The organism is Jatrophihabitans sp. YIM 134969 (genome assembly GCF_054456675.1).
In genome coordinates, this window is the sequence record NZ_JBTJEQ010000020.1 from 1 (window position 1) to 21,589 (window position 21,589).

General features: G+C 72.4%; 15 protein-coding genes. 13 read left to right on the forward strand and 2 right to left on the reverse strand.

Translation table 11 applies throughout. From position 1 onward, the window contains the following. The first annotated feature begins 259 nt into the window (after positions 1-259). From ACXR2U_RS12225 to ACXR2U_RS12265, 9 genes are all read left to right on the forward strand, one after another. A complete protein-coding gene (locus tag ACXR2U_RS12225) occupies positions 260-484 on the forward strand; it encodes an SCO4848 family membrane protein (protein ID WP_458825384.1) in 225 nt (74 codons plus the stop codon). Between the two features lie 131 nt (positions 485-615). After that, entirely contained in the window at positions 616-1,491 is an 876-nt protein-coding gene (locus ACXR2U_RS12230; RefSeq protein WP_458825307.1) for an MIP/aquaporin family protein, read from the forward strand. A 49-nt stretch (positions 1,492-1,540) separates the two neighbouring features. Next, positions 1,541-3,058: a glycerol kinase GlpK gene (gene glpK / locus ACXR2U_RS12235; protein ID WP_458825309.1), complete on the forward strand. Its 1,518-nt coding sequence runs from the start codon at positions 1,541-1,543 to the stop codon at positions 3,056-3,058. 80 nt (positions 3,059-3,138) lie between these two features. Beyond that, positions 3,139-4,167, forward strand: a complete 1,029-nt coding sequence (locus tag ACXR2U_RS12240) for an endonuclease/exonuclease/phosphatase family protein (protein ID WP_458825310.1) — start codon at positions 3,139-3,141, stop codon at positions 4,165-4,167. 46 nt (positions 4,168-4,213) lie between these two features. Next, the gene (locus ACXR2U_RS12245) at positions 4,214-5,935 is read left to right on the forward strand and encodes a glycerol-3-phosphate dehydrogenase/oxidase (protein WP_458825311.1); all 1,722 of its coding nucleotides are present in this window, start codon (positions 4,214-4,216) and stop codon (positions 5,933-5,935) included. 176 nt (positions 5,936-6,111) lie between these two features. After that, positions 6,112-9,633, forward strand: coding sequence for a choice-of-anchor D domain-containing protein (locus ACXR2U_RS12250; protein WP_458825312.1), 3,522 nt, complete (start codon positions 6,112-6,114; stop codon positions 9,631-9,633). Positions 9,634-9,698: 65 nt separating this feature from the next. After that, positions 9,699-9,962 carry a hypothetical protein gene (locus ACXR2U_RS12255; RefSeq protein WP_458825314.1) on the forward strand — a complete coding sequence of 88 codons (264 nt, stop codon included), beginning with the start codon at positions 9,699-9,701 and terminating at the stop codon, positions 9,960-9,962. Between the two features lie 212 nt (positions 9,963-10,174). Further along, positions 10,175-11,713 carry an MATE family efflux transporter gene (locus tag ACXR2U_RS12260; RefSeq protein ID WP_458825315.1) on the forward strand — a complete coding sequence of 513 codons (1,539 nt, stop codon included), beginning with the start codon at positions 10,175-10,177 and terminating at the stop codon, positions 11,711-11,713. Then, complete coding sequence (locus tag ACXR2U_RS12265) at positions 11,710-12,855, forward strand: glycosyltransferase family 4 protein (protein WP_458825316.1); 1,146 nt, start codon at positions 11,710-11,712, stop codon at positions 12,853-12,855. Before ACXR2U_RS12260 ends, ACXR2U_RS12265 begins: the two co-directional genes overlap by 4 nt. A gap of 39 nt (positions 12,856-12,894) precedes the next feature. On the opposite strand, the gene ACXR2U_RS12270 is transcribed toward ACXR2U_RS12265, so the two are convergent. After that, positions 12,895-14,076 carry a hypothetical protein gene (locus tag ACXR2U_RS12270; RefSeq protein ID WP_458825317.1) on the reverse strand — a complete coding sequence of 394 codons (1,182 nt, stop codon included), beginning with the start codon at positions 14,074-14,076 and terminating at the stop codon, positions 12,895-12,897. An 8-nt stretch (positions 14,077-14,084) separates the two neighbouring features. After that, positions 14,085-15,434 (reverse strand): SGNH/GDSL hydrolase family protein, encoded by a 1,350-nt coding sequence (locus ACXR2U_RS12275; RefSeq protein WP_458825318.1) that lies wholly within the window; start codon positions 15,432-15,434, stop codon positions 14,085-14,087. A 226-nt stretch (positions 15,435-15,660) separates the two neighbouring features. Here ACXR2U_RS12275 and ACXR2U_RS12280 point away from each other — a divergent pair, with 226 nt between their 5' ends. The 4 genes from ACXR2U_RS12280 (at position 15,661) to ACXR2U_RS12295 (ending at position 21,588) form a co-directional block, all read left to right on the forward strand. Next, positions 15,661-16,440 carry an SGNH/GDSL hydrolase family protein gene (locus ACXR2U_RS12280; RefSeq protein ID WP_458825319.1) on the forward strand — a complete coding sequence of 260 codons (780 nt, stop codon included), beginning with the start codon at positions 15,661-15,663 and terminating at the stop codon, positions 16,438-16,440. 5 nt (positions 16,441-16,445) lie between these two features. Beyond that, positions 16,446-17,546 carry a glycosyltransferase family 4 protein gene (locus tag ACXR2U_RS12285; protein ID WP_458825320.1) on the forward strand — a complete coding sequence of 367 codons (1,101 nt, stop codon included), beginning with the start codon at positions 16,446-16,448 and terminating at the stop codon, positions 17,544-17,546. A 249-nt stretch (positions 17,547-17,795) separates the two neighbouring features. Next, on the forward strand, positions 17,796-19,622 hold the full coding sequence (locus tag ACXR2U_RS12290) for a glycosyltransferase (RefSeq protein ID WP_458825321.1): 1,827 nt from the start codon (positions 17,796-17,798) through the stop codon (positions 19,620-19,622). A 46-nt stretch (positions 19,623-19,668) separates the two neighbouring features. Further along, positions 19,669-21,588, forward strand: coding sequence for an ArnT family glycosyltransferase (locus ACXR2U_RS12295; protein WP_458825322.1), 1,920 nt, complete (start codon positions 19,669-19,671; stop codon positions 21,586-21,588). Position 21,589 lies beyond the last annotated feature (1 nt).

Genomic DNA, 21,589 nt, shown 5'->3' on the forward strand with positions numbered 1-21,589 from the left:
GCCTCGGGCGACGCCGCGGTCGAGGTCGGGCGCGGTGCGCTGGGGGTCGGGACGGGGTCGGCGGCGGCGGCCGGCGCGCCGACGGTGACGACGAGCGCCGCGGCGACGACGGCCAGCAGTCCCCGCCGTGACATGGGGGAGAGCGTAGGACGTGTCCGCGCCCCGGCCCGGGAACCTCACGGGCAGCCCGGGAGCCCGCCCGCGCGATGATGGAGGGGTGACCACCACCTCCGACCGTCCCGCCGACACCCGCCGTGGCCTGCGGCTCTCGCGCCCGGTGTCGACCGCGCTGGTGCTGTTCGGCGTGTGGAGCTGGATCATCTGGCTGACGTTCCTCAAGAACATCTGGGCCGACGACCGCTCCTGGTCCGACGGCCCCACCGCGTTCTTCCTCGTGCACGCCGTGCTGATCGTCGTGTCGATCGTCTTCGGCACCGCCATCGGTGTGCTCGGTGTCCGCGGACTGGTCGCGTCCCGGCGCTGACCGTTGCAGGTTGCACCGGCGGCAGCTCGCGAGGGTGCGGCATGTTGCCCGGTTCGTGACGATCGTGCCCGCTGCGGGTAACCCACGTCCTGCGTTCGACGGTGAGCGCACGGGTGGGAAGGCGGTGGCCGGTGGCCGACGCAGTGGTGACCGAGGCCGAACGGCGACGCACGACCGGCCTGCTCGGGGCGCTCGCGGCCGAGTTCGCCGGCACGATGATCCTGATCCTGTTCGGCAACGGCGTCGTGGCGCAGGTGCTCTCGGCGCCCGACGGCAGCCTCGGCGACCACGACTCGATCACCTGGGCGTGGGGCCTGGGTGTCACCCTGGGCGTGTACGTCGCGGGCCGTCGCAGCGGGGCCCATCTCAACCCGGCCGTCACGGTTTCCCTCGCCGTGTTCGAGGGTTTCGCGTGGCGCAAGGTCGCGCCGTACATCGTGGCGCAGACCGCCGGCGCCTTCGTGGCCGCGCTGCTCGTGCGGTGGAACTACTCGGAGACCCTCGCCGCGGTCGACCCGGGGCACACCATCAAGACCCAGGGCGTGTTCTCGACGTTGCCCGGCAACGGCAGCTTCCCGGTCAGTGACCTCGGCGCGTTGCGGGACCAGATCATCGGCACCGCGATCCTGCTGTTCGTGATCATGGCGCTCACCGACGTGCGCAACAGCCCGCCGCTCGCCAACATCGCCCCCCTGCTGATCGGGCTGCTCGTCGTCGCCATCGGCATGGCCTGGGGCACCGACGCCGGCTACGCCATCAACCCGGCCCGCGACTTCGGCCCCCGTGTCGCCTCGTTCCTGACCGGGTACGGCACCGCGTTCCGGGACCAGTACGGCAACCTCTACTTCTGGGTGCCGATCGTCGGGCCGCTCATCGGCGGACTGGTGGGTGCGGGCGCCTACAAGGCTCTGATAGGACGGTTCCTACCGCGGGACCCCGACGTCGACCCGACCGCCGAGCCCGAGACGGAGGAGCAGGGCACGGTCCCCCGGGAGCGCACGATCTGACCGACCGTTGTCCCGTGCAACACCCAGCTCGAGGAGGAGCGACCGCATCATGGCCGACTACGTCGGTGCCGTGGACCAGGGCACCACCAGCACGCGTTTCATGATCTTCGACCACGACGGCCGCGAGGTCTCACGCAGCCAACTCGAACACGAGCAGATCCTGCCGAAGGCGGGGTGGGTCGAGCACAACCCGGTCGAGATCTGGGAGCGCACGGCGTCGACCATGGCCTCGGCGCTCAACAGCGCCAACCTGGACCCGTCCGACCTCGCGGCCATCGGCATCACCAACCAGCGCGAGACGACCGTGGTGTGGAACAAGAACACCGGTCGGCCCTACTACAACGCGATCGTCTGGCAGGACACCCGCACGGCCTCGATCATCTCGGCGCTGGAGCGCGAGGGGCACGCCGAGACCATCAAGCACAAGGCCGGGCTGCCGCCCGCGCCGTACTTCGCCGGCAGCAAGATCAAGTGGATCCTGGACAACGTCGACGGTGCGCGCGAGGCGGCCGAGAACGGCGACGCCCTGTTCGGCACCACCGACAGCTGGGTCATCTGGAACCTCACCGGTGGGCGCAACGGCGGTCGTCACGTCACCGACGTCACCAACGCCAGCCGCACCATGCTCATGGACCTCGAGTCGTTGCAGTGGGACGACGAGCTGCTGGGCTTCCTCGGCATCCCGAAGCAGATGCTGCCGGAGATCGTCTCCTCGTCGTCGCCCGATGCGTTCGGGGCGGTCTCCCGACCGTCGGAACTCGAGGGCGTCACCATCGGCGCGGCCCTCGGTGACCAACACGCGGCGATGGTCGGTCAGGTCTGCTTCCAGCCCGGCGAGGGCAAGAACACCTACGGGACGGGCAACTTCCTGCTGCTCAACACCGGCACCGAGATCGTGCGGTCGGAGCACGGCCTCATCACCACGGTCTGCTACCGGTTCGGCGACCAGGACCCGGTGTACGCGCTCGAGGGTTCCATCGCCGTCACGGGCTCGGCGGTGCAGTGGCTGCGCGACCAGCTCGGCATCATCTCCGGCGCGAGCGAGGTCGAGACCCTCGCTCGTCAGGTCGAGGACAACGGCGGCATGTACTTCGTCCCGGCGTTCTCGGGGTTGTTCGCCCCCTACTGGCGCAGCGACGCCCGCGGCGCGATCGTCGGCCTCTCGCGCTTCAACACCAACGCCCACCTGGCCCGGGCCACGCTCGAGTCGATCTGCTATCAGTCCAAGGACGTCTCCGACGCGATGACCGCCGACTCCGGCGTCACCCTCGAGGTGCTCAAGGTCGACGGCGGCGTCACCGCGAACGAGTTGGCCATGCAGTTGCAGGCCGACATCCTCGGCGTGCCGGTCTCGCGGCCGGTGGTCGCGGAGACCACCGCGCTCGGGGCGGCCTACGCGGCCGGTCTCGCGGTCGGGTTCTGGGAGTCCACCGACGAGGTGCGCCACCACTGGGACGAGGACAAGCGCTGGGACCCGCAGTGGACCGACGCGCAGCGCGAGAAGGGCTACGCCGGCTGGAAGAAGGCTGTGAGCAAGACCCTGGACTGGGTGGACGAGGAGGACTGATCGGACGTCTCGGCGGGCGGCCCTGAGAGGACGCCCGTCGCCGTCACGCACCTGACACGCACGTCCGGCACGCTGTCGGGGTGGTGACCGACGTGCCGTCCGCCGGGCCGCCGCTCTTCCTGCCGCCGGACGAGATCCCGGCCGGGCGGGTCCGGCGCCGCCACCCCGTCGCCCGCGTGGTCGGTGCGGTGCTGGGCTGGATCGCCGCGGGTCTCGCCGGGCTCGGGCTGCTCGCCCGTTTCCTCGACACCGGCCACCAGACGCTCATCCTGCTGGCCGCCGGCGCCTGGGTGCTCGCGCCGCTGTCGGTCGTCGCGCTGGTGCTGCACCTGTGGCGGCGCGGGTGGTTCTCGGTCGTCGCCGTGCTGCTGCTCGTCGTCGGTCAGATCGTCGTCTACGGACCCCTGTTCGTCGCCCGGACCCCGCCGGCCGGGGGCGAGACCGTGAGGGTGCTCAGCCAGAACATGCTCTACGGCGAGGCCGCACCCGGCCGGCTCGTGCAGCGACTGCGCACGCTGGACGTCGACGTGTTCGCCGCGCAGGAGCTCACCCCCGGCGCGGTGGCCGGTCTGCGGCGGGCGGGCCTCGACGACCTGTTGCCGTACTCGGTGCTCGACGCGCGCCCGGAGTCGGCCGGAACCGGCCTCTGGAGCCGGTACCCGATCTCCGACCCGGTCCGGCTCGCCGACCGCGGGCTCGCCGGTGTGCAGGCGGCGGTCCGCACGCCCGGTGGCACGAGCTTCACCGCGTTGTCCCTGCACCCGTCGTCGCCGTTCCCGGGCGACCCGGGCGCCTGGTACGTGGACCTGGACCGGATCCGCACGATGCTGCTCGCGCTGCCGCCGGGCCCGGTGCTCGCGGCCGGGGACTTCAACGCCACGGTCGACCACGCCCGGTTCCGGCGGCTGCTCGTCGACGGCTGGCGTGACGGCGCCGAGCAGGCAGGCGCCGGGCTGGTCCGGAGCTGGCCGTCGAACCGGTCGGTGCCCGCGTTGGTGGGCATCGACCACGTCCTCACCCGCGGCCCGGTGGCGACGTCGGTCACGACCGTGCCGGCCCCCCGCTCGGACCACGACGGCCTGGTCGCGACCGTCGTCGTCCCGCGCTGAAGGGGTACTCCTACCCTGGGATCAGGACCACTGAGGGAGACCCACCGTGCCGATTGCCGCGCTGTCGCCAGAGAACCGTTTCGCCGCGATCGAGGCGATGGAACACGGCGGTGAACTGGACGTCCTCGTCGTCGGCGGGGGAGTCGTCGGCGCCGGTGCCGCCCTCGACGCCGTCACCCGGGGCCTGTCGACCGCCATCGTCGAGGCCCGTGACTGGGCCAGCGGTACCTCGTCGCGGTCGAGCAAGCTCATGCACGGCGGGCTGCGCTACCTCGAGATGCTCGACTTCGCGCTGGTGCGCGAGGCGTTGAAGGAACGCGGGCTCTCGCTCGGCCGGCTGGCCCCGCACCTGGTGCGCCCGGTCCCGTTCCTCTACCCCCTGACCCACCGGGTGTGGGAACGGCCCTACGTGGGCTCGGGGATCGCGCTCTACGACGCCATGGCCGCGACGTCCGACGTCACCCTCGGCGTCAAGCCGCTGCCGCACCACCGGCACATGACCCGCCGCAAGGCGCTGCGGGTCGCCCCCGCGCTCCGCAAGGACGCGCTCGTCGGCGCGGTGCAGTACCACGACGCCCAGGTCGACGACGCCCGTCACACCATGACCATCGTCCGCACCGCCGCCTCCTACGGCGCGCACGCGGCCAACCGGGTGCGCCTGCTGGACTTCCTGCGGGCGGGGGAGCGGGTGATCGGCGCACGGCTGGTCGACCTCGAGACCGGCCACGAGTTCGACGTGCTGGCCAAGCAGGTCGTCAACGCCACCGGCGTCTGGACCGACGACACCCAGTCGATGGCCGAGACCAAGGGCCAGTTCCACGTGCGGGCGAGCAAGGGCATCCATCTCGTCGTCCCGCGGGACCGCCTGCAGTTGGACACCGGGTTGATCCTGCGCACCGAGAAGTCCGTGCTGTTCGTCATCCCGTGGGGCCGGCACTGGCTGATCGGCACCACCGACACCGACTGGGACCTCGACAAGGCCCACCCCGCGGCGTCGGCGTCGGACATCGACTACGTGCTCGAGCACGTCAACGCCGTGTTGAAGTCACCGCTGCGGCACGAGGACGTCGAGGGTGTCTACGCCGGCCTGCGGCCGTTGCTGTCGGGGGAGTCGGACTCCACCTCGAAGCTCTCCCGTGAGCACGTCGTGGGGCACCCCGTACCGGGCCTGGTGGTCGTCGCCGGCGGCAAGTACACGACGTACCGGATCATGGCCGAGGACGCGATCGACGAGGCCGTGCGCGGCTTCGACACCAAGGTCCCGGACTCGTGCACCGAGAACATCCCGCTGTCCGGTGCCGAGGGGTACGTCGGCGTGTGGAACTCGCGGTACGAACTCGCCTCGGCGTCCGGGCTCAACATCGCCCGGATCGAGCACCTGCTCGGCCGCTACGGCTCGTTGATCTCCGAGGTCCTCGCGCTCGTCGCCGAGGACCCCTCACTCGGTGAGCCGCTGCCCGGTGCCGACGACTACCTCCGTGCCGAGGTGCCCTACGCCGTCACCCACGAGGGCGCCCGCCACCTCGACGACGTCCTCGCCCGCCGCACCCGCGCGTCCATCGAGGCGTGGGACCGCGGTGTCGAGGCCGCCCCGGTGGTCGCCGACCTCATGGCTCCGTTGCTCGGCTGGGGAGCGGAACAGGTGGAGCGCGAGGTCGAGCACTACGTGGCCCGCGTCGAGGCCGAGCGGGAGTCGCAGAAGCAGCCCGACGACGCCACCGCCGACGCCGCCCGCCTCGGCGCGGCCGACATCGTCCCGGTGGGTTGAGACTCCACCACGTCGTCGTGCGAGGGTGAAACCCTCGACGTTTCCGGCACGTCACGATCACGACAAGGACAGCCAGGGGCCTTCGGACGACCGTGGCGGTGTGCAACCATCGCCGTGTCCCGTCGACACGTTGCCGTGCGGCGGCTGATCCCCCGCACCCCTGGTCTCGAGGTCTCATGTCGCCCCTGCACGTCCTGTTGTCCCCTTCCCGCCGTGCCGCGGTCGCCCGGGCGGTGACCGTCGCGCTCGTCGGCGCGAGCCTGGTCGTGGCCGCCGCGCCGACGGCGCGCGCCGACAGCACCACGGTGTCGCACGACTCGTTGCGGACCGCGTGGGACCCGAACGAACCAGGTCTCGCGCCGGCGGCGGTGTCGAGCTCCGACTTCGGTCAGTTGTTCGCCACCCAGCTCGACGGTCAGATCTACGCGCAGCCGGTGGTCGGCGACGGCACCGTCCTCGCGGTCACGGAGAACGACAAGGCCTACGGCCTGGACGCGGTGACCGGCGCGGTGAAGTGGTCGCGCGACATGGGGCCGTTCTGGCCGGCGTCGGCGATCGGCTGCGGTGACCTGGTGCCGAACGTCGGGATGACCGCGACCCCCGTCCTCGATCCGAACACGCACACCGCGTACTTCACCGCGAAGGTCGCCGACGGGCCGGACCTCGACCATCCGACCTGGTACATGCACGCCGTCGACATCCGGACTGGTGCAGAGCGCAACGGTTTCCCGCGCGCCATCGCGGGGGCCGCGACGAACGACCCGACCCACCCGTTCAACGCCAAGACCGCGATGCAGCGGCCGGGCCTGCTGCTCATGAACGGCGTCGTCTACGCGGGTTTCGCGAGCCACTGCGACTACGCCCCGTACGTCGGTTACATCGTCGGCGTGAACGCCAGCACCGGCGTGCAGACCTCGATGTGGGCGACGCAGTCGCTCAGCCGGGCCTCGGGCGCGGGGATCTGGCAGTCCGGGGGCGGCCTGGTCTCCGACGGTTCCGGGCGCATCTTCTTCGCCACCGGCAACGGGGTCTCGCCGACCGCCGGTCCGGGTTCGCGGCCGCCGGCCTCGCTGGGGGAGTCGGTGGTCCGGGTCGACGTCGCCGCCGACGGCACCATGAAGGCCGGTGACTTCTTCAGCCCGGTCAACAACACCAACCTCGACCGCGACGACGCCGACCTCGGTTCCGGTGGCCCGATGGCCCTGCCCGACGGGTTCGGCACCACCGCCCACCCGCACCTGATGGTCCAGGTCGGCAAGGACGGCCGGGTGTACCTGCTCGACCGTGACGACCTCGGCGGGAACGCCCAGGGCGCCGGGGCCACGGACGACGTGCTGCAGACCGCCGGCCCGTACAACGGCGTGTGGGGCTCGCCCGCCTTCTACGGCGGCAGCGGCGGGTACGTCTACACCATCGAGAACAACGGCTACCTGCGCGCCTACAAGGTCGGGGTGTCGGGAGCCGGGCTGCCGTCGCTGACCTCGGTGGGCACGAGCGTGTCGACCTGGGGTTACACGTCCGGCTCCCCGGCCGTGACGTCCAGCGGGACGACGGCCGGGTCCGCCCTGGTGTGGGGTGTCTACGCGAGCGGGGCCAACGGCTCGAACGGCCAGCTGCGCGCCTACGACGCCGTGCCCGTCAACGGCGTCATGAACCTGCGTTACAGCGCCCCCATCGGCACCGCGACGAAGTTCGCCAAGGTCGCGACCGACAACGGGCGCGCGTACGTCGGCACCCGCGACGGCAAGGTGTTCGGCTTCGGCCGCCCGGCCGCCGGTGTCCTGACAGCGTCACCGACCGACTTCGGGTCCGTGGCCGTCGGCGCGAAGGCGACGAAGACGGTGACCGTGACGGCGACCCAGGCGGCGACCGTCACGGCCGTGAGCGCGTCCGCACCCTTCGGCGCGGCGGCAACCGGGCTGCCCGCGGCGGTGGCCGCGGGAGGAACCTTCAGCGTGCCCGTGACCTACACCCCCACCGCGGCCGGCTCGGCCTCCGGCGCGCTCACGTTCACCGTGCGCACCGCCTCGGGTGCGACCGGGACCGTGGCCTTCGACCTGCACGGCACGGGCACACAGCCGGGGCTCGGCGCCTCGCCGCCGACGTTGGCGTTCGGGTCGGTGCCGACCACGGGCCGGGTCACCCTGAACGTCAACATCGCCAACACCGGCACCGCGACGACCACCGTCCGGTCGGCCACGGGTCCGACGGCGCCGTTCAGCACGACCGCGCTCCCGACGGCGGGTGCGACACTCGCGCCGGGCGCCGCCCTGAGCGTCCCGGTCACGTTCGCTCCCTCGGCGGCCGGGTCGTTCAGCAGTGCCCTCACCGTCACCTCGAACACCGGGACCGTCAGCGTGCCGATCACCGGTACCGGTGTCGCCGGCGCGTCCCGCCTGACGCTGACGCCCACGACCGTCGACTTCGGCACGGTGCCGGTGGGCGCCACCGCCTCGAGTTCGTTCCAGATCGCCAACACCGGCAACCTGTTGCTGACGCTGACCAAGGCGGCGCCGCCCACGGCCCCGTTCGGCACCACGCAACCGGTGTCGGAGGGGCAGCAGCTCGCGCCGGGCGACACCATCGAGCAGCCGCTGACGTTCTCGCCGACGGCCGCAGGTGCCTTCACGGGCACCTACCTCATCACCGGTGACGACGGCCGCGGTGCGCAGCCGGTCACGGTGAAGGGGACCGGCGTGGTGGCCGACTCCGTGCCGGTGCCGTCGCCCGCCGCGGGCGGCTGGCGGGTCAACGGCTCGGCCCACCAGACGGGCGGAGACACCGTGCTCACCGACGCCGTGGCGAACCAGGCGGGCAGCGTCGTCTACCCGACCCCGGTGCGCACCGACGGCCTGCACGTGACCTTCACCGCCCAGCTCTCGGGCGGCAGCGGCGGCGACGGCATGACGTTCACGCTGCTCGACCCGGCCCAGGCCGGCCCGACGGCGCTGGGCAAGGCCGGCGGGGCACTCGGCTACGGCTCGCTGCCGGGGCTCGCGGTCACCCTCGACACCTTCCAGAACGCGGCGGACCCGTCGGGCAACTTCATCGGGATCGCGCTGGGGGCGAAGGGCGCCGCCAGCGACGCCCTGACCTACCTCGCCACCGCACCGGCACCGACCTCGCTGCGGTCGGGCACCCACGTGGTCGACGTCGCGCTCAGCAGCACCGGCATCGCCGTGCGTCTGGACGGCGGGGCACCCCTGACGGCCACCGGTGCGGTCCCCGCCCACGCGTTGCTCGCCTTCACCGCGGGCACCGGCGCGGTGACCGACACCCACCTGGTGCGCGGGGTCACCATCACCCAGCCGGTCGCGGTCGGGCCCGTGGGCGCTGTGGGCGGGACCTGCCTCGACGTCGTCGGCGCCGGGACGGGCGACGGCGTCGCGACCCAGGTGACGACGTGCAACGGGACGGCGGCCCAGCGCTGGACCGTGGCGTCGAACGGCACCCTGAAGGCGCTCGGGGCCTGCCTCGACGTCGCGGGCGGGTCGACCGCCCCCGGCGCAGCCGTGCGCATGTGGACCTGCAACGGCACCCCGGCCCAGGTCTGGGCCGCCGGTGCGGGGTCCACCCTGCGCAACTCGGCGTCCGGGCTCTGCCTCGACACCCGCGGTGGGGTGACAACGCCCGGAACGACCCTTGTCACAGCGAAGTGTGGGACAACTCCCTCCCAGATGTGGAAGCTTCCGGGTTGAAATCCTGACGATCTCCGGCACAATCCGGTGACACGCTCAGCCCGGAGCGAGCATCGGAGGCCGTGATGACCGAGCAGTTCACGCCCGGCGATGCGACCCGCACCCCCGGTACCGCGACCGACGACCTGGCTCTGCACGCGTGCGCCGAGCTGCAGACGCTGTTGCACGCCGCCCGTGTGCTCGAGGCGGAGGCGGAGGAGCAGCAGTGGACCCGGGTCGACCCGGTCGAGGTCCCGGGCCTGCGCCGGGGAGCCCAGCTGCTGCGGACCTCGGCCGCGGTCCACATCGAGCAGGGCCACGGCGACCTGGGTACCTGTACGAGCGCCTGACCGGGGTCCGCCGGCTGGACCCGGCGCGCCCGGCGCGACCCTGTCGACCGCCCCACGGGTCCGTACCTGAGGGTCGACCCCTCCCCGTCGCACGCCCGTAACCGGGGGTGCCGGACCATGGGGGGCGTGTCCCGCACCCAGTCCGGTCCCGCCGGAGCCCGTCCGACGCTCGTGGGACCTCCGTCCGCCCCGCTCCCGGTGGGGGTCGTGACGTGCCGGCGCTGACCGCGGAACGGTCCGCCCGCGCGGGCGGCGTCATCCTCGTCATCCGGTTCGCGACCGGCGCGGTGCTGAACTACGCCTTCGGCGTCGCGTTGACCTGGCTGATCCTGCCGTCGGAGTTCGGCGCGGTCGCGGCCGCCCAGAACGTCCTCCTGCTCAGCACCGGGGTCCTGACCGCGGGCTTCCCGTGGATGCTCGCGCTGCGCCTCGCCGAGAACCCGTCACCGGAGGAGGCGCGGGGGCAGTTCCGCACGGCGGTGATCGGCAACGTGGTCATCGGCGCGGTGCTGGCCACGCTGTTCGTGGTGCTCCAGCTGGGGGGCGTGCGGCTCATCGCCACGGACTCGACGGCGGTCGTGGCCACCGTCGCCGCCGAGATCGTCGTGCTGTCGTTCAACGCGGTCCTCAACGGTGCCCTGCAGGGCACCCGCCGCTTCGGAGGCCTCGGCGCCATGCAGAGCGTCGAGATCATCGTGAAGTGCGCTGTCGCGATCGCTCTCGTGGTGGGGCTCGGCGCGGGCACCGCCGGCGTCACGACGGGCTTCCTCGCCGGGTCGGCGGTGGCGACGGTGATCGCGTTGCGAGCCCTCCGGGGCGTGCTGCCCGGTTTCGGCGCACCCGGTTCGCTGCGGACGGCCGGAGCCGCCGTGCCGTTCTGGATCGCCACCGCGGGGTTCACCGTGCTGCTCACCGCCGACGTACTCGGTCTCAGTGTCGTGGGCGCTGCGACAGGCGTGAGTGCGGCGGCCGTGGCCGCGTACCAGGCGTGCTCGATCCTCGCCCGCGCCGGCTACTTCGTCGCCGACGCGCTCGTGGACGCCGTGTTCCCGTTCATGGCCGCACACCGTACCTCGCGGTGGGACTCGCACCGCTGGCTGCTCGCCGCGGCCCGGTGGGTCCCCCTCGTGGTGGTGCCGCTGCTCGCGGTGATGGCGCTCGTCCCGGGTCCGCTGCTGGCCCTGTTCTTCCCCGCCGGCTACGGCGACGACAGCCTCGTCCTGCGTCTGTTGGCCCTCGGTACGATCGGCATCATCGTCACGAACACCATGGTGAAGGGTCTCTTCGCCCTCGACCGCGCGCGCCTCGCGGCCGTCGTCATCCCCGTCGCGGTCCTCGTGGAACTCGTCGCCCTGGCCGTCCTCGTCCCCCGCTACGGCCCCGCCGGTGCTGCGGGCGCCGCCCTGGCGGGCGGGTGGACCGGCGCCGTCGGGCTCACGGCCGGCTACTGGCGGGTGCAGCGTCCCGGCGGTGTCCCGGTCCGTTTCCTCGGCCGGTGGGCCGTCGCGCTCATCCCCACGATCGCGCTGTTGCTGGTCGCGGCCGCCGTGCCGCTGCTCGCCGCCTGGCCGCTCATCGTCGTCGCCGGTGTCGTCTACCTCGCGCTCGCCCTGCGCCTCGGGCTGGTCGCCGACGAGTACGTCGAGAAGGCGCGGGTGCCGTCGTGGCTGCGCGCGGCCGAGCGTCCGGCGCCCGTCTCCACCAGTGAGCCGGTCGCGGCCGGTCGCCACCGCCCGGGGTCGACCCCGTGACCGACGTGTCCGAGCTGCCTGACGACACCGCCGACGTCCCCGACGCCGGCGAGGACCTGCCCGGTCTGCGGGTGCTCATGGCGATCCGCCGTCCGTACCACGAACACGGTGGGGTCGAGCGGGTCGTCCGTGACGTCACCCACGAACTCCGACGTCAGCACCCCACGTGGTCGGTGGAACCGCTTCCCGCGTTCACCGGTGCGCACCGGCTGGAGGGCCTCGACGGCATCAGCGACGTCATCGCCTCGCTGCGTCTGGGGTACCGCCTGCGGCGCACCCCGGCCGATGTCGTCTTCGTCCACTGCCCGGAGTGCGTCTGGGGTCTGCGCCTGTTCGGCGTGACCCGTCGCGTGCCGGTCGTGGTCGTGTGGCACGGAGCCGGAGCCAAGCCCTACCTGGTGTTGCGGTCCTCGGGCAACCTGCTCGCGCGGGCCCTGGCCGCCTTCCGGACGGCCGAGGAACGTCGGGCGCTCACGGGCACCGAGCAGGTCGCCGTGCACGACATGGTGCGTCGGGACCTCGCGTCGGAGTACGGCTTCCACGGGCCCGTCACCGTGATCGAGAACGCGCTCGACGCCGGCACCATGGAGCGGCTGGCCGCCCCGCGGGCCTCGCGCGCGGGCGAGCCGCTCACCGCGGTGTGGGTCGGTCAGGCCGGGCACCGCAAGGGCCTCGACGTCGCGATCGCCGCGGTCCGCCTCGCACGCGAGAAGGTGCCCGAGATCCGCCTGGTCGTCGCGGGCGTCCCGGCCGGCGACCCCGAACCGGGCGTCGAGTGGCGGGGCATCGTCGACCCCAGCGAGATCCCCGACGTCTACCACGCCGCCGACGTGCTGCTGTTCCCCACGCGGTACGAGAGTTTCGGCCTGGTGCTGGTCGAGGCCATGGCGGCGGGCCTGCCGGTCATCACCTCCGACGCCGTGCCGGAGGGCATCGTCGCGCAGGACGTCAACGGCTGGGTCGTGGAGGGCCACGAGCCCGAGCCCTACGCCGAGGCCCTCGTACGCCTGGCCGAGGACCCCGGGCTGCGGGAGCGGCTCGGTGAGGTCAACCGTCGCGAGGCCGCCCGGTTCAGCCTCGCCTCGGCCGCCCGCCGCTACGCCGAGGTCGCACGTGGTGTCGTGCGACGCGGGCGCGGCTGAGCGCTGCCTCCGCGCGGCCGGCGCCGCGGCCGACCCGTGTCAGCTGTCGGGAGCGACGCTGCGGTACGCGCGGCCGACATCGGCGAAATCGGCCCGGCCGTGCGACGCATCGGCGAGGTCACTCGCACGGATCAGGAAGAACGCCGAAAGCCGGTGGACCGCAGCGTTGCGTAGTGCAACGGTCAATTCCTCGGGCGACATCGGGCCCGCGTTCTCGGCCATCACCTGGCGGCCGCTGCGGCGAGCGAGATCGGCCAGATAGCCGACGGTGTCGAGGTTTTCCGCCCAGGTGCCGTACACGATCACGCCTGGATCGCGCAGCGCGGCGACCTGACGCGCGAAGTCGTAGCCGCGTTGCACCTCGCCGTTCACCTCGGCGCTGCTGGTGCCGCGGAGGTCGGTCGCGACCGCGCGGTCGAAGTCACCCGGGCGCATGCCGTGCGACGGGTAGAGCATCGCGACGGGGCCGCGGTACCCCGCCGCGCGCAGCGCGTCCACCTGCCAGTCCTGGAAGTCGACCAGCGCGTCGAGGTACCAGGAGAGGAAGCGTTGCGCCTCGCCGTGCGGCGACGGGTCGCCCGGACGCCACGCTCCGACCGGGTCGGCCGCACGGGCGTGGTCGTCGTAGGCCCAGTAGCGGTTCTGCACCAGGCCGTCCGGGCCGAACGTGTAGGGGTAGCTCAGTTCGCCGAGCACGCCGCCCCCCGCGCGCACCAGGTCCACCTGGCGGCCCAGGCCGCCGGCGCCGCCGAGGACGTGCGCGAGGTACGCCTCGGCGGACCCGCGCACGTCGGGACTGAACACCAGGTTGGGGGTCGTGGTGCGGGTGTAGACCTCGCCGTGCTGGTCGACGAACCGACCACCCGGCAGGTCGAGCACCCAGGTCGGCGCGTCCTGCAGGCCGGTGTTGAGGGTCACGCGGAACCCGGCCGTGCGCAGCTCGGTCACCTGCCGCCCGACGTGGGCGAGGTAGGCGTCGTCGAAGCGCCCCGGCTCGGGTTCGGCCTCCCGCCACGTCATCTCGACGATGAGGTCGACCACCCCCGCCTCGTGCGCGGCGTACAACGACGCCTCGGTGAACGGGCCCGCCAACCCGAGCGCGAGGCCGGGCCGGTGCGAGAGATCGGGGAGCACCGGACCACTCGTACACGTCCACACCACGACGACGGCGACCAGAGCCGCGGCGGCCACCTGCCGGACCCGGCGGGCGGCGGTGGCCACCGGGCCGGTCAGGACGTCGAGACGACCAGCGCGGCCAACTGGTTCGCGATGAAGGTCGCCCCGGCGTCGCTCGGGTGGTTGAGGTCGGTGCCGGACCTGGTGGGGTCGCTCTGGTTGCCCGCGTAACCGGCCTTGTACCAGGCGTTCCAGCTGCCGTGGAACATGGCGTTGAGGTCGAGCAGGGCGGCGCCGTAGGTCTGCGCGATGCCCAGGGCGCGGCTCTTGTAGGCCGAGTAGAGCCGGTGGAGGTCGCCACCGAAGTTCGCCACCGTGAACAGCAGCACGACGTCGGTCTGGCCGGTGGCGTCGCCCCCGTAGGTGTTGCTCATCACGCCGTCGAGGTAGGTCTGCACGTTCGCGGCCCAGACGTCGGGCGGGGTGCCGTCGGGGTAGCTCGGGTCCTGACCGGACAGGTCGTTGCCACCGAGCTCGTAGATCACCAGGTCGGCCGGGTTGCGCCACCCGCCCGCGTAGGTGCCGCTGCGGGCGTCGTCCTGGTTGGCGTACGCCCGCGAGAACAGGCCCGGGAACGAGAAGTTGTCGAGCCGGACGCCGGTCGCACTGAGGCCCTCGACACCGATCACCGACGTTCCCCGGCCGGTGGTCGCGTTGTAGTTGCCGGTGATCGTCCAGGAGTGGACGTCGACCTTGCCGTTCGGGACGTCGAACACGACGTGGGCGGGCCCGTACGACGTGCCGACCTTGACCGTGCCGACCTTCACGCCGTCGATGGTGACGGTGAAGTTCGCGCCGCCGTCGTAGTACCAGACGCCGAGCTTGCTGCCGACGACGTAGTTGGAGACGGTGGCCCCGTTGGTCTTGGCCATGAGCGCGCCGCCGCCTGGGCCGTAGATGTACGGCGGCACCTGGGGTGTCCACCCCGCCGACTCGCTCCAGACGTTGCCGGGCACCGAGCGGTAGTACGCCGGCACACCGGAGTTCGGGTTGTAGATCACCGACGGCGTGTGGGCCTGGCTCTGGAACCCGCTGCCACCGTTGCCGCCGACAGCCGTGAGCTTGGTCCGCAACTGCTCGAACCACGACGTCGCGAACAGGTTCGACGACCAGTAGCCGAAGCCCACGGAGTCGCCCGCGAGGGCGCACACCGCGGTGCCGTTGCCCGCCTTCGCGGCCTGCAGCTTGGCTCGCCAGTAGCCGCCCCAGTCCTTCGGGACGTCCCAGCCGGACAGGCCGTCGAGGGCCGTGTTGGTGGCCGAGACCGTCGGAGCGACGGCGGCCTCCGCCACCCCACCGCCGAACGGGTCGGTGCCGACCGCCGCGGCAGCAGCGACTCCGGCGGCGGCGAGGGCGCCGCGTCGGCCGAAGTCGCGGCGGCTCCACTTCGAGTGGGAGGTCACGACGGTTCCCCGATTCTTGGTGGTGGAAGATGTGTCCCGAGAACGGTACCGGCGCTCCGGACCACCTCGGACTCGCTTAAACTGAACGTGACACGAGCTGCGCCACATCACGACGCGGTGATGCCCGGGCGCTCCGATGTGCTGTCGGGCTCGGTCGACCGGGGTCCCCCGTTCGACCCAGGGGAGAGGTGCGGTGCAAGGTCCCACGAGTGACGCGGTGCGCCGCGTGCCCGCCCGACCCCGGGTGGTGGCCCTCGGCGACAGCGTCATCGCCGGATACGGCACCGGTGGCCGCTCCTACGTCGACGAGATCGCCGGGCGGCTCGACGCCGACCGCGTGATGTCCTACGCGCGCAGCACGTTCACCGTCCTCGACGCCGTGCGGATGCTCGACCGCGTGCAACGGTTCGAGCCGGACCTCGCCCTGGTCAACCTCGGCGGCAGCGACGGCCTGGTGCACGCCGGTGAGGCGGTCGAGAACCTCCTCGCCCGGTTCGCGCCGAAGAGCTGGCGCGGGGTCGAGGGCCTCGAACCCAAGCCACGCGGGCGTGCCGCCACCAAGATCGGCGAGCTGCGTCAGCAGGCGACCGGCCTCGCCAAACTCGTCCTCAAGCACATCGGCGTGCGGCTGACCGGCGGCTACCGACGCGTCACCCCCGACCGGTTCGAGCCCGAGTTCGAGACCGTCGTGCGCACGCTCACGGAAGCGGGCGTCTTCGTGGTCGTCGTCGGCCTGCACACCCCCGACGAACGGCTCTGGCCGCGGTCCACCGCGAGCGGTCACGAGTACGAGGCGGCGACCCAACGGGTGCTGACGCGGTACCCGGACGCGGTGTTCGTCGACCCCCGCCCGGTGCTGCTGCGCTGGGACGACTTCCTCGTCGACCACGCCCACTTCAGTGAGACCGGCCACCACAAGGTGGCCGACCTGATCTGGGCCGCGCTGCAGCCGCACCTCGCGCCCTCCGAGCCGGGCGGCGCGGCTCCGACCGCGTCGGCCAGCTGACGCCCGTGCGTCTGCTCGTCGACGGCCGGGTCCTCGACGACCGGTACCACGGCATCGGCCGGATCACCTCCGCCCTGTTGCCGGAACTCGCGCGAGCGGCCGACGTCGACCTGGTCGTCGCGTTGCGGCCCGGACAGATCTCGACCCGTTTCGACGTGCCGGCCCTGACCACCGGCCTCGGCGCCGAGGTCGTGCACTTCGCGCCCTCGCTGTCCTCGCCGGCGCAGTACCTCGCGTGGCCCGCGGCCCTGCGCCGCGCCCGGGCCGACGTCGCCCTGTTCCCGTACAACCTCGGCGCCGCGCTCTCCGGTCGCGCGACGCGTTACGCGATCGTGCACGACTGCATCCTCGAGAGCGATCCGCGCTTCGCGCCGGACGCCCGCACCCGAGCGCTCTACCGGTTGCTGACCTCGGCGGTGGTCCGGCGTACCCGTGTCATCACCCCCAGCCACGCCTCGGCCCGCGACGTCGAGCGGTACCACCACGTCACCGTGCCCCCCGGCCGTGTGCTCACCTGGGGCATCGAGGACACCTTCCGCACCGACACCGGCGCGCGGCCCACCGTCGACGGTCGGCCACTGCCCGAGCGTTACTTCCTGCACGTCGGAGCGCGGCGGCCGCACAAGAACGTCCGGGTGCTGGTCGAGACCCTCGCCCGCCTCGGACCCGAGGAACACCTGGTCCTGGTGGGCTCCGTCGACGCCCGGTTCGACGATCCGGTGCCGGACCTGGTCGAGCGCCTCGGCGTCGGCGACCGGGTCGTGCACCTGCCGTTCGTCAGCGACGACGAACTTGCCGGGCTCTACGCCGGAGCGACCGCGTTCCTCTACCCCTCGCTCATCGAGGGCGTCGGGTTGCCGCTGCTGGAGGCCATGGCCGCCGGGACGCCGGTGGTGGCGAGCGACATCCCGGTCTTCCGGGAGGTCGGCCGCGACGCCGCGCTCTTCGTTCCCGCCGAGCGTCCGGACGAGTGGGCCGCCGCCGTGCGACGCCTCGGTGAGCCCGGTGTCCGCGAGGGGCTGGTGGCCCGCGGCCACGCGCTCGCCGACGGCGCGTCGTGGGCGCGGACCGGTGAGGATCTGGTCCGGATCCTGCAGGGTCGTTGAGGTCACAACTGCATCCTGGGCGCCGGTCCACGGGCAGTACGGCAGGTCGGCACCTAGCGCACACCTGACGTTCACGGAAGAGAAACACGTGACTCGATAGACTTTCGTAACGTTCGGACGGGCCACAACGCTGTCTCTCCGGACGAACTTCTTGCTTTGAATTCTCCGGGGGGAACCACTTTGACCGAGCACGTCGATCTCGCGCGCCCACCGAGCGCCGGAAACCAGACCACCGCACCTTTCGCGATCGTGGTCCCGACCCGCAACGAGTCGGGGAACGTACGCGCCCTGCACGCCCGACTCGACGCCGCCATGGCCGTGGACGGCTGGAAGCTGGTGTTCGTCGACGACTCCGACGACGACACCCCCGAGGTGCTCGCTGGCATCGCGGCTCTCGACGCCCGCGTCGAGGTGATCCACCGCGAGGGGGCCGACCGCACCGGCGGCCTCGGCGGGGCCGTGATGCGCGGTGTCGCCCACTCCGGCGCTGACGTCGTCGTGGTCATGGACGGCGACCTGCAGCACCCGCCGGAGACCGTGCCGCGTCTCGTCGAGCGGTTCTCCGACCCGGCCGTCGACCTGGTGGTCGCGAGCCGGCACGTCGAGGACGGTTCCTCGAGCGGCCTGTCGAACACCTACCGCCGCGTGGCCTCCTGGGGCTGCCAGAAGCTCGCCTACCTCGCCGTCCCGCGCTCGCGCGGCACGTCCGACCCGCTGTCGGGCTTCTTCGCCTTCCGGCGTCAGGTCGTCGCGGGCGTCGAGCTCAAGCCCGACGGTTTCAAGATCCTGCTCGAGGTCCTCGCCCGCGGACGCTGGACCCGCGCGGCCGACGTGCCGTTCGAGTTCGCCGAACGCGGCTCGGGCGACAGCAAGTCCGACATCGCTGAGGCCCGGCGTTACCTGCGCCAGCTGCGTGCACTCTGGACCGGCAGCGCACCGCACACCCGTGCCCACATCGCCAGCGAGGCGCTGTCCGGCCACGCCGGCGGGGCGCCCCTGCGCGTGCTCATCTTCACGTCCGAGGCCCCGCCCGTGGTCAGCGGCATCTCGACCTGCGTGCGCAACCTCGAGCGGACCCTCACCGGTCTCGGCCACGAGGTCGACGTGGTGAGCCGCGCCGACTTCCCGGCCTACATCCGCGGGGAGATCCGGCTCTCGGCGTTCATCGCGTCGTGGCCCAAGTTCCGCCGCACCCTCGGCGAGTACGACGTCGTGAACGTGCACGGCCCGGTGCCGTCCATGAGCGAGGTGTTCCTGCTGCTGGTGCGCACGGTGCGCCGTGCGGAGCGGCCCACCGTCGTCTACACCCACCACAGCGACGTCGTCGTCGAGCGGGTCGCCCCGGTCACCGCGGTCTACAACCGCCTCACGCCGCTGTTCGCCCGGGTCGCCGACGTCGTCCTCGTGAGCTCGCAGGCCTACGCGGACAAGTTCCGCCACCTGCCCGCCCCGGTCGAGGTCATCCCGTGGGGTGTCGACACCGCCGGCAAGATCCTTCCCCGCGAGGAGGAGCGTGAGGCCGCCCTCCGGGTCCTGTTCGTGGGTCAGTTGCGGCCGTACAAGGGTGTCGGCGTCCTGCTGGACGCCGTGCGCGAGCTCCCCGACGTCGCCGTGACGATCGTCGGTGACGGCCCCGAGCGCGCGTCGCTCGAGGCTGCGGCCGCGGGTTCCGCGGCCGACGTCCGCTTCCGTGGCCGGGTCACCGACGAGCAGCTCTGGGAGGCCTACAGCGAGCACGACGTGGTGATCCTGCCGAGCCTCACCAGTGCCGAGGCCTACGGGCTGGTGCTGGCCGAGGGGATGGCGGCGGGCTGCGTGCCCGTCGCGTCGGACCTCCCCGGCGTCCGCGAGGTCGCGGGGCCGACCGGCATCCTCGTGCCGCCGGGTGACGCCGCGGCCATCCGCAACGCGTTGACGTCCCTCGCCGACGGCTCGGACCTGCTGGCCGCTCTCGCGACGGCCTCGATCGCCCGGGCCGAGGCACTCTCGGTCGACGCCAACGGCGCCCGCCACGAGCAGGTCTTCCGCCGCGCCCTCGACGACCGGCACACGCCGAGCGTCGCGCGGGTGGCGTGAGTCCCCTGTTGCAGGTCCGCTCCGCACCGGGTTCCGGTGTCCTACGGTGAGCGTCCACGACCTGACGCAGCGGGCGGTGTCGACCCTGAGCGACGACGACGTCGACGACCGGCGCGAGAGCGAGGTCACCTCGGACGACGAGGCCCGCTCCGGCGCCGGTCACGGCACGCACGCCGCTCACGAGGGGCCGGGCGGGGGCTGGTTCGCGCGCGGCTTCGCCGCTGTCGACCGTCACCCCGGCTGGACGCTCACCGTCGCGGTGGTGCTCTCGGCGGTGGTCTACCTGGTGAACCTCACCCGTTCGCCCGACTTCAACATCGACGAGACGTTCTACGCGCTCGCCGGCCGCAACATCGGCCTGTACGACGCGGTCTCGTTCGGCGTGGAGCCGGTCCGCGTGCACCCGCCGATCTTCTTCATCGCGGTCGGCGGGTGGCTGGGGCTGTTCGGCGACCTGCGTGCGCCCGTGCTCGACGCCATCCACGTCGCGCGGTACATGAACGCGATCCTCGACGTCGCCGTCGTGGTGCTCACCGTGCTGCTCGGCCGGGCCTGGACGCGCGAGCGCGGCCCGGTCGTGGCGGGGCGGGTCGTGGTCGGCGCGGTCGTGCTGGTCACCCTGAACGCGTTCCTGCTGCGCTTCGGCCGGCTGCTGCTCATCGAGCCGATGGCGGTCGCCTCGAGCCTGCTCGCGCTGTACGTCGGCTGGCGGTTGCGCGACCGGCCCGCGGCACTGTTCGTGCCCGTGGTCGGTGCCTTCGTCGGCATCGCCCTGCTCGTGAAGGAACCGACGCTGTTCCTCGTCGCGTCACCGGTGATCGGCGCTGCGCTGCAGCGCGACGGCCGTGGCTTCCGGCGCCAGCTCGGGGCCCTGCTCCTCGGTGGCGTGGTGTGGCTGACCTTCCCGATCTGGGAGGCCCTCAACGGCGACTGGGCGCAGTTCTTCTTCACCCAGACCTTCAGCATCCGGCGGCTCGTCGGCCTGGTGCAGGTGAGCGGGCTCAACCGCCCGGGCGCCTCGCCCGCCGCGGCCTTCACCGACACGTTCTGGCAGTACAGCGGCGCCTACATCACCTTCGGCCTCGGCGGGGTCTCGCTCGCGCTGGGGTTGTGGCGGTGGTTCACCACCGGCCGCGGCCGCGGGTTGTCCGAGGGAGCCGCCCAGCTGCTGGGCCTCGGCGTGTTGTCCTACGGGTTCCTGCTCTACAGCGTCACGGTCGGCCAGTCCAACGAACAGTTGACCGTCTACAGCGTGCCGGCGGCGGTGCTGATGACCCTGGCGTGGCCGCTGTTGCCGCGTCGGGCCGCCCACCGCCGGACGCGCGGCCGCTCGACCGTCGACCAGGTCGGCGAGACGCGGACCGCGCCCGCCGCCCGTCGGCGGTTGCCCGTGGTCGTCTCGGTCGCGCTGGTGCTCTCGGCCGCCCTGGGCGCGGTCGGGTGGGGGCGGTACTTCGTCTTCGAGAACGACGACGCCACCGCGCGTGTCGAGACGTTCCTGCAGCAGAACTACGCCGACTGCGTGCCGGTCAACGCCACCGGCGACCCGTTCCACTGGTACGCGACCCTGCGCACCCAACCGATCACCGCCTTCGCCTCCGGTCCCGAGGCCCTCTCCGAGGGCGTGCACGTGTTCCTCGTGTCGCCGAAGGACGCCAAGTTCGCGTACGGCAGCAGCTCGGTCGAGCTCAACGACTGGATCGAGGCCAACGGGCGTCAGGTGTTCTCCGTGCCGTCGCACACCAGCGAGAGCATCTCGGTCTGGGAGGTCGGGACACCGACGGTGCCGGCGGGGCAGACGCTCGCCACCTGCATCACGCCGATCCCGACCCCGGACCCCGCGTTGCGGGCCCCCGCGAGCCGGTTCGGTCTGGTCCTCGGCGGGATGCTCGCGGTCGACGCCCTGTTCGGCCTCGCCTGGTGGCAACTGTCGCGGCGGCGCCGGGTGTCCTCCGTCGCCGCGTGAC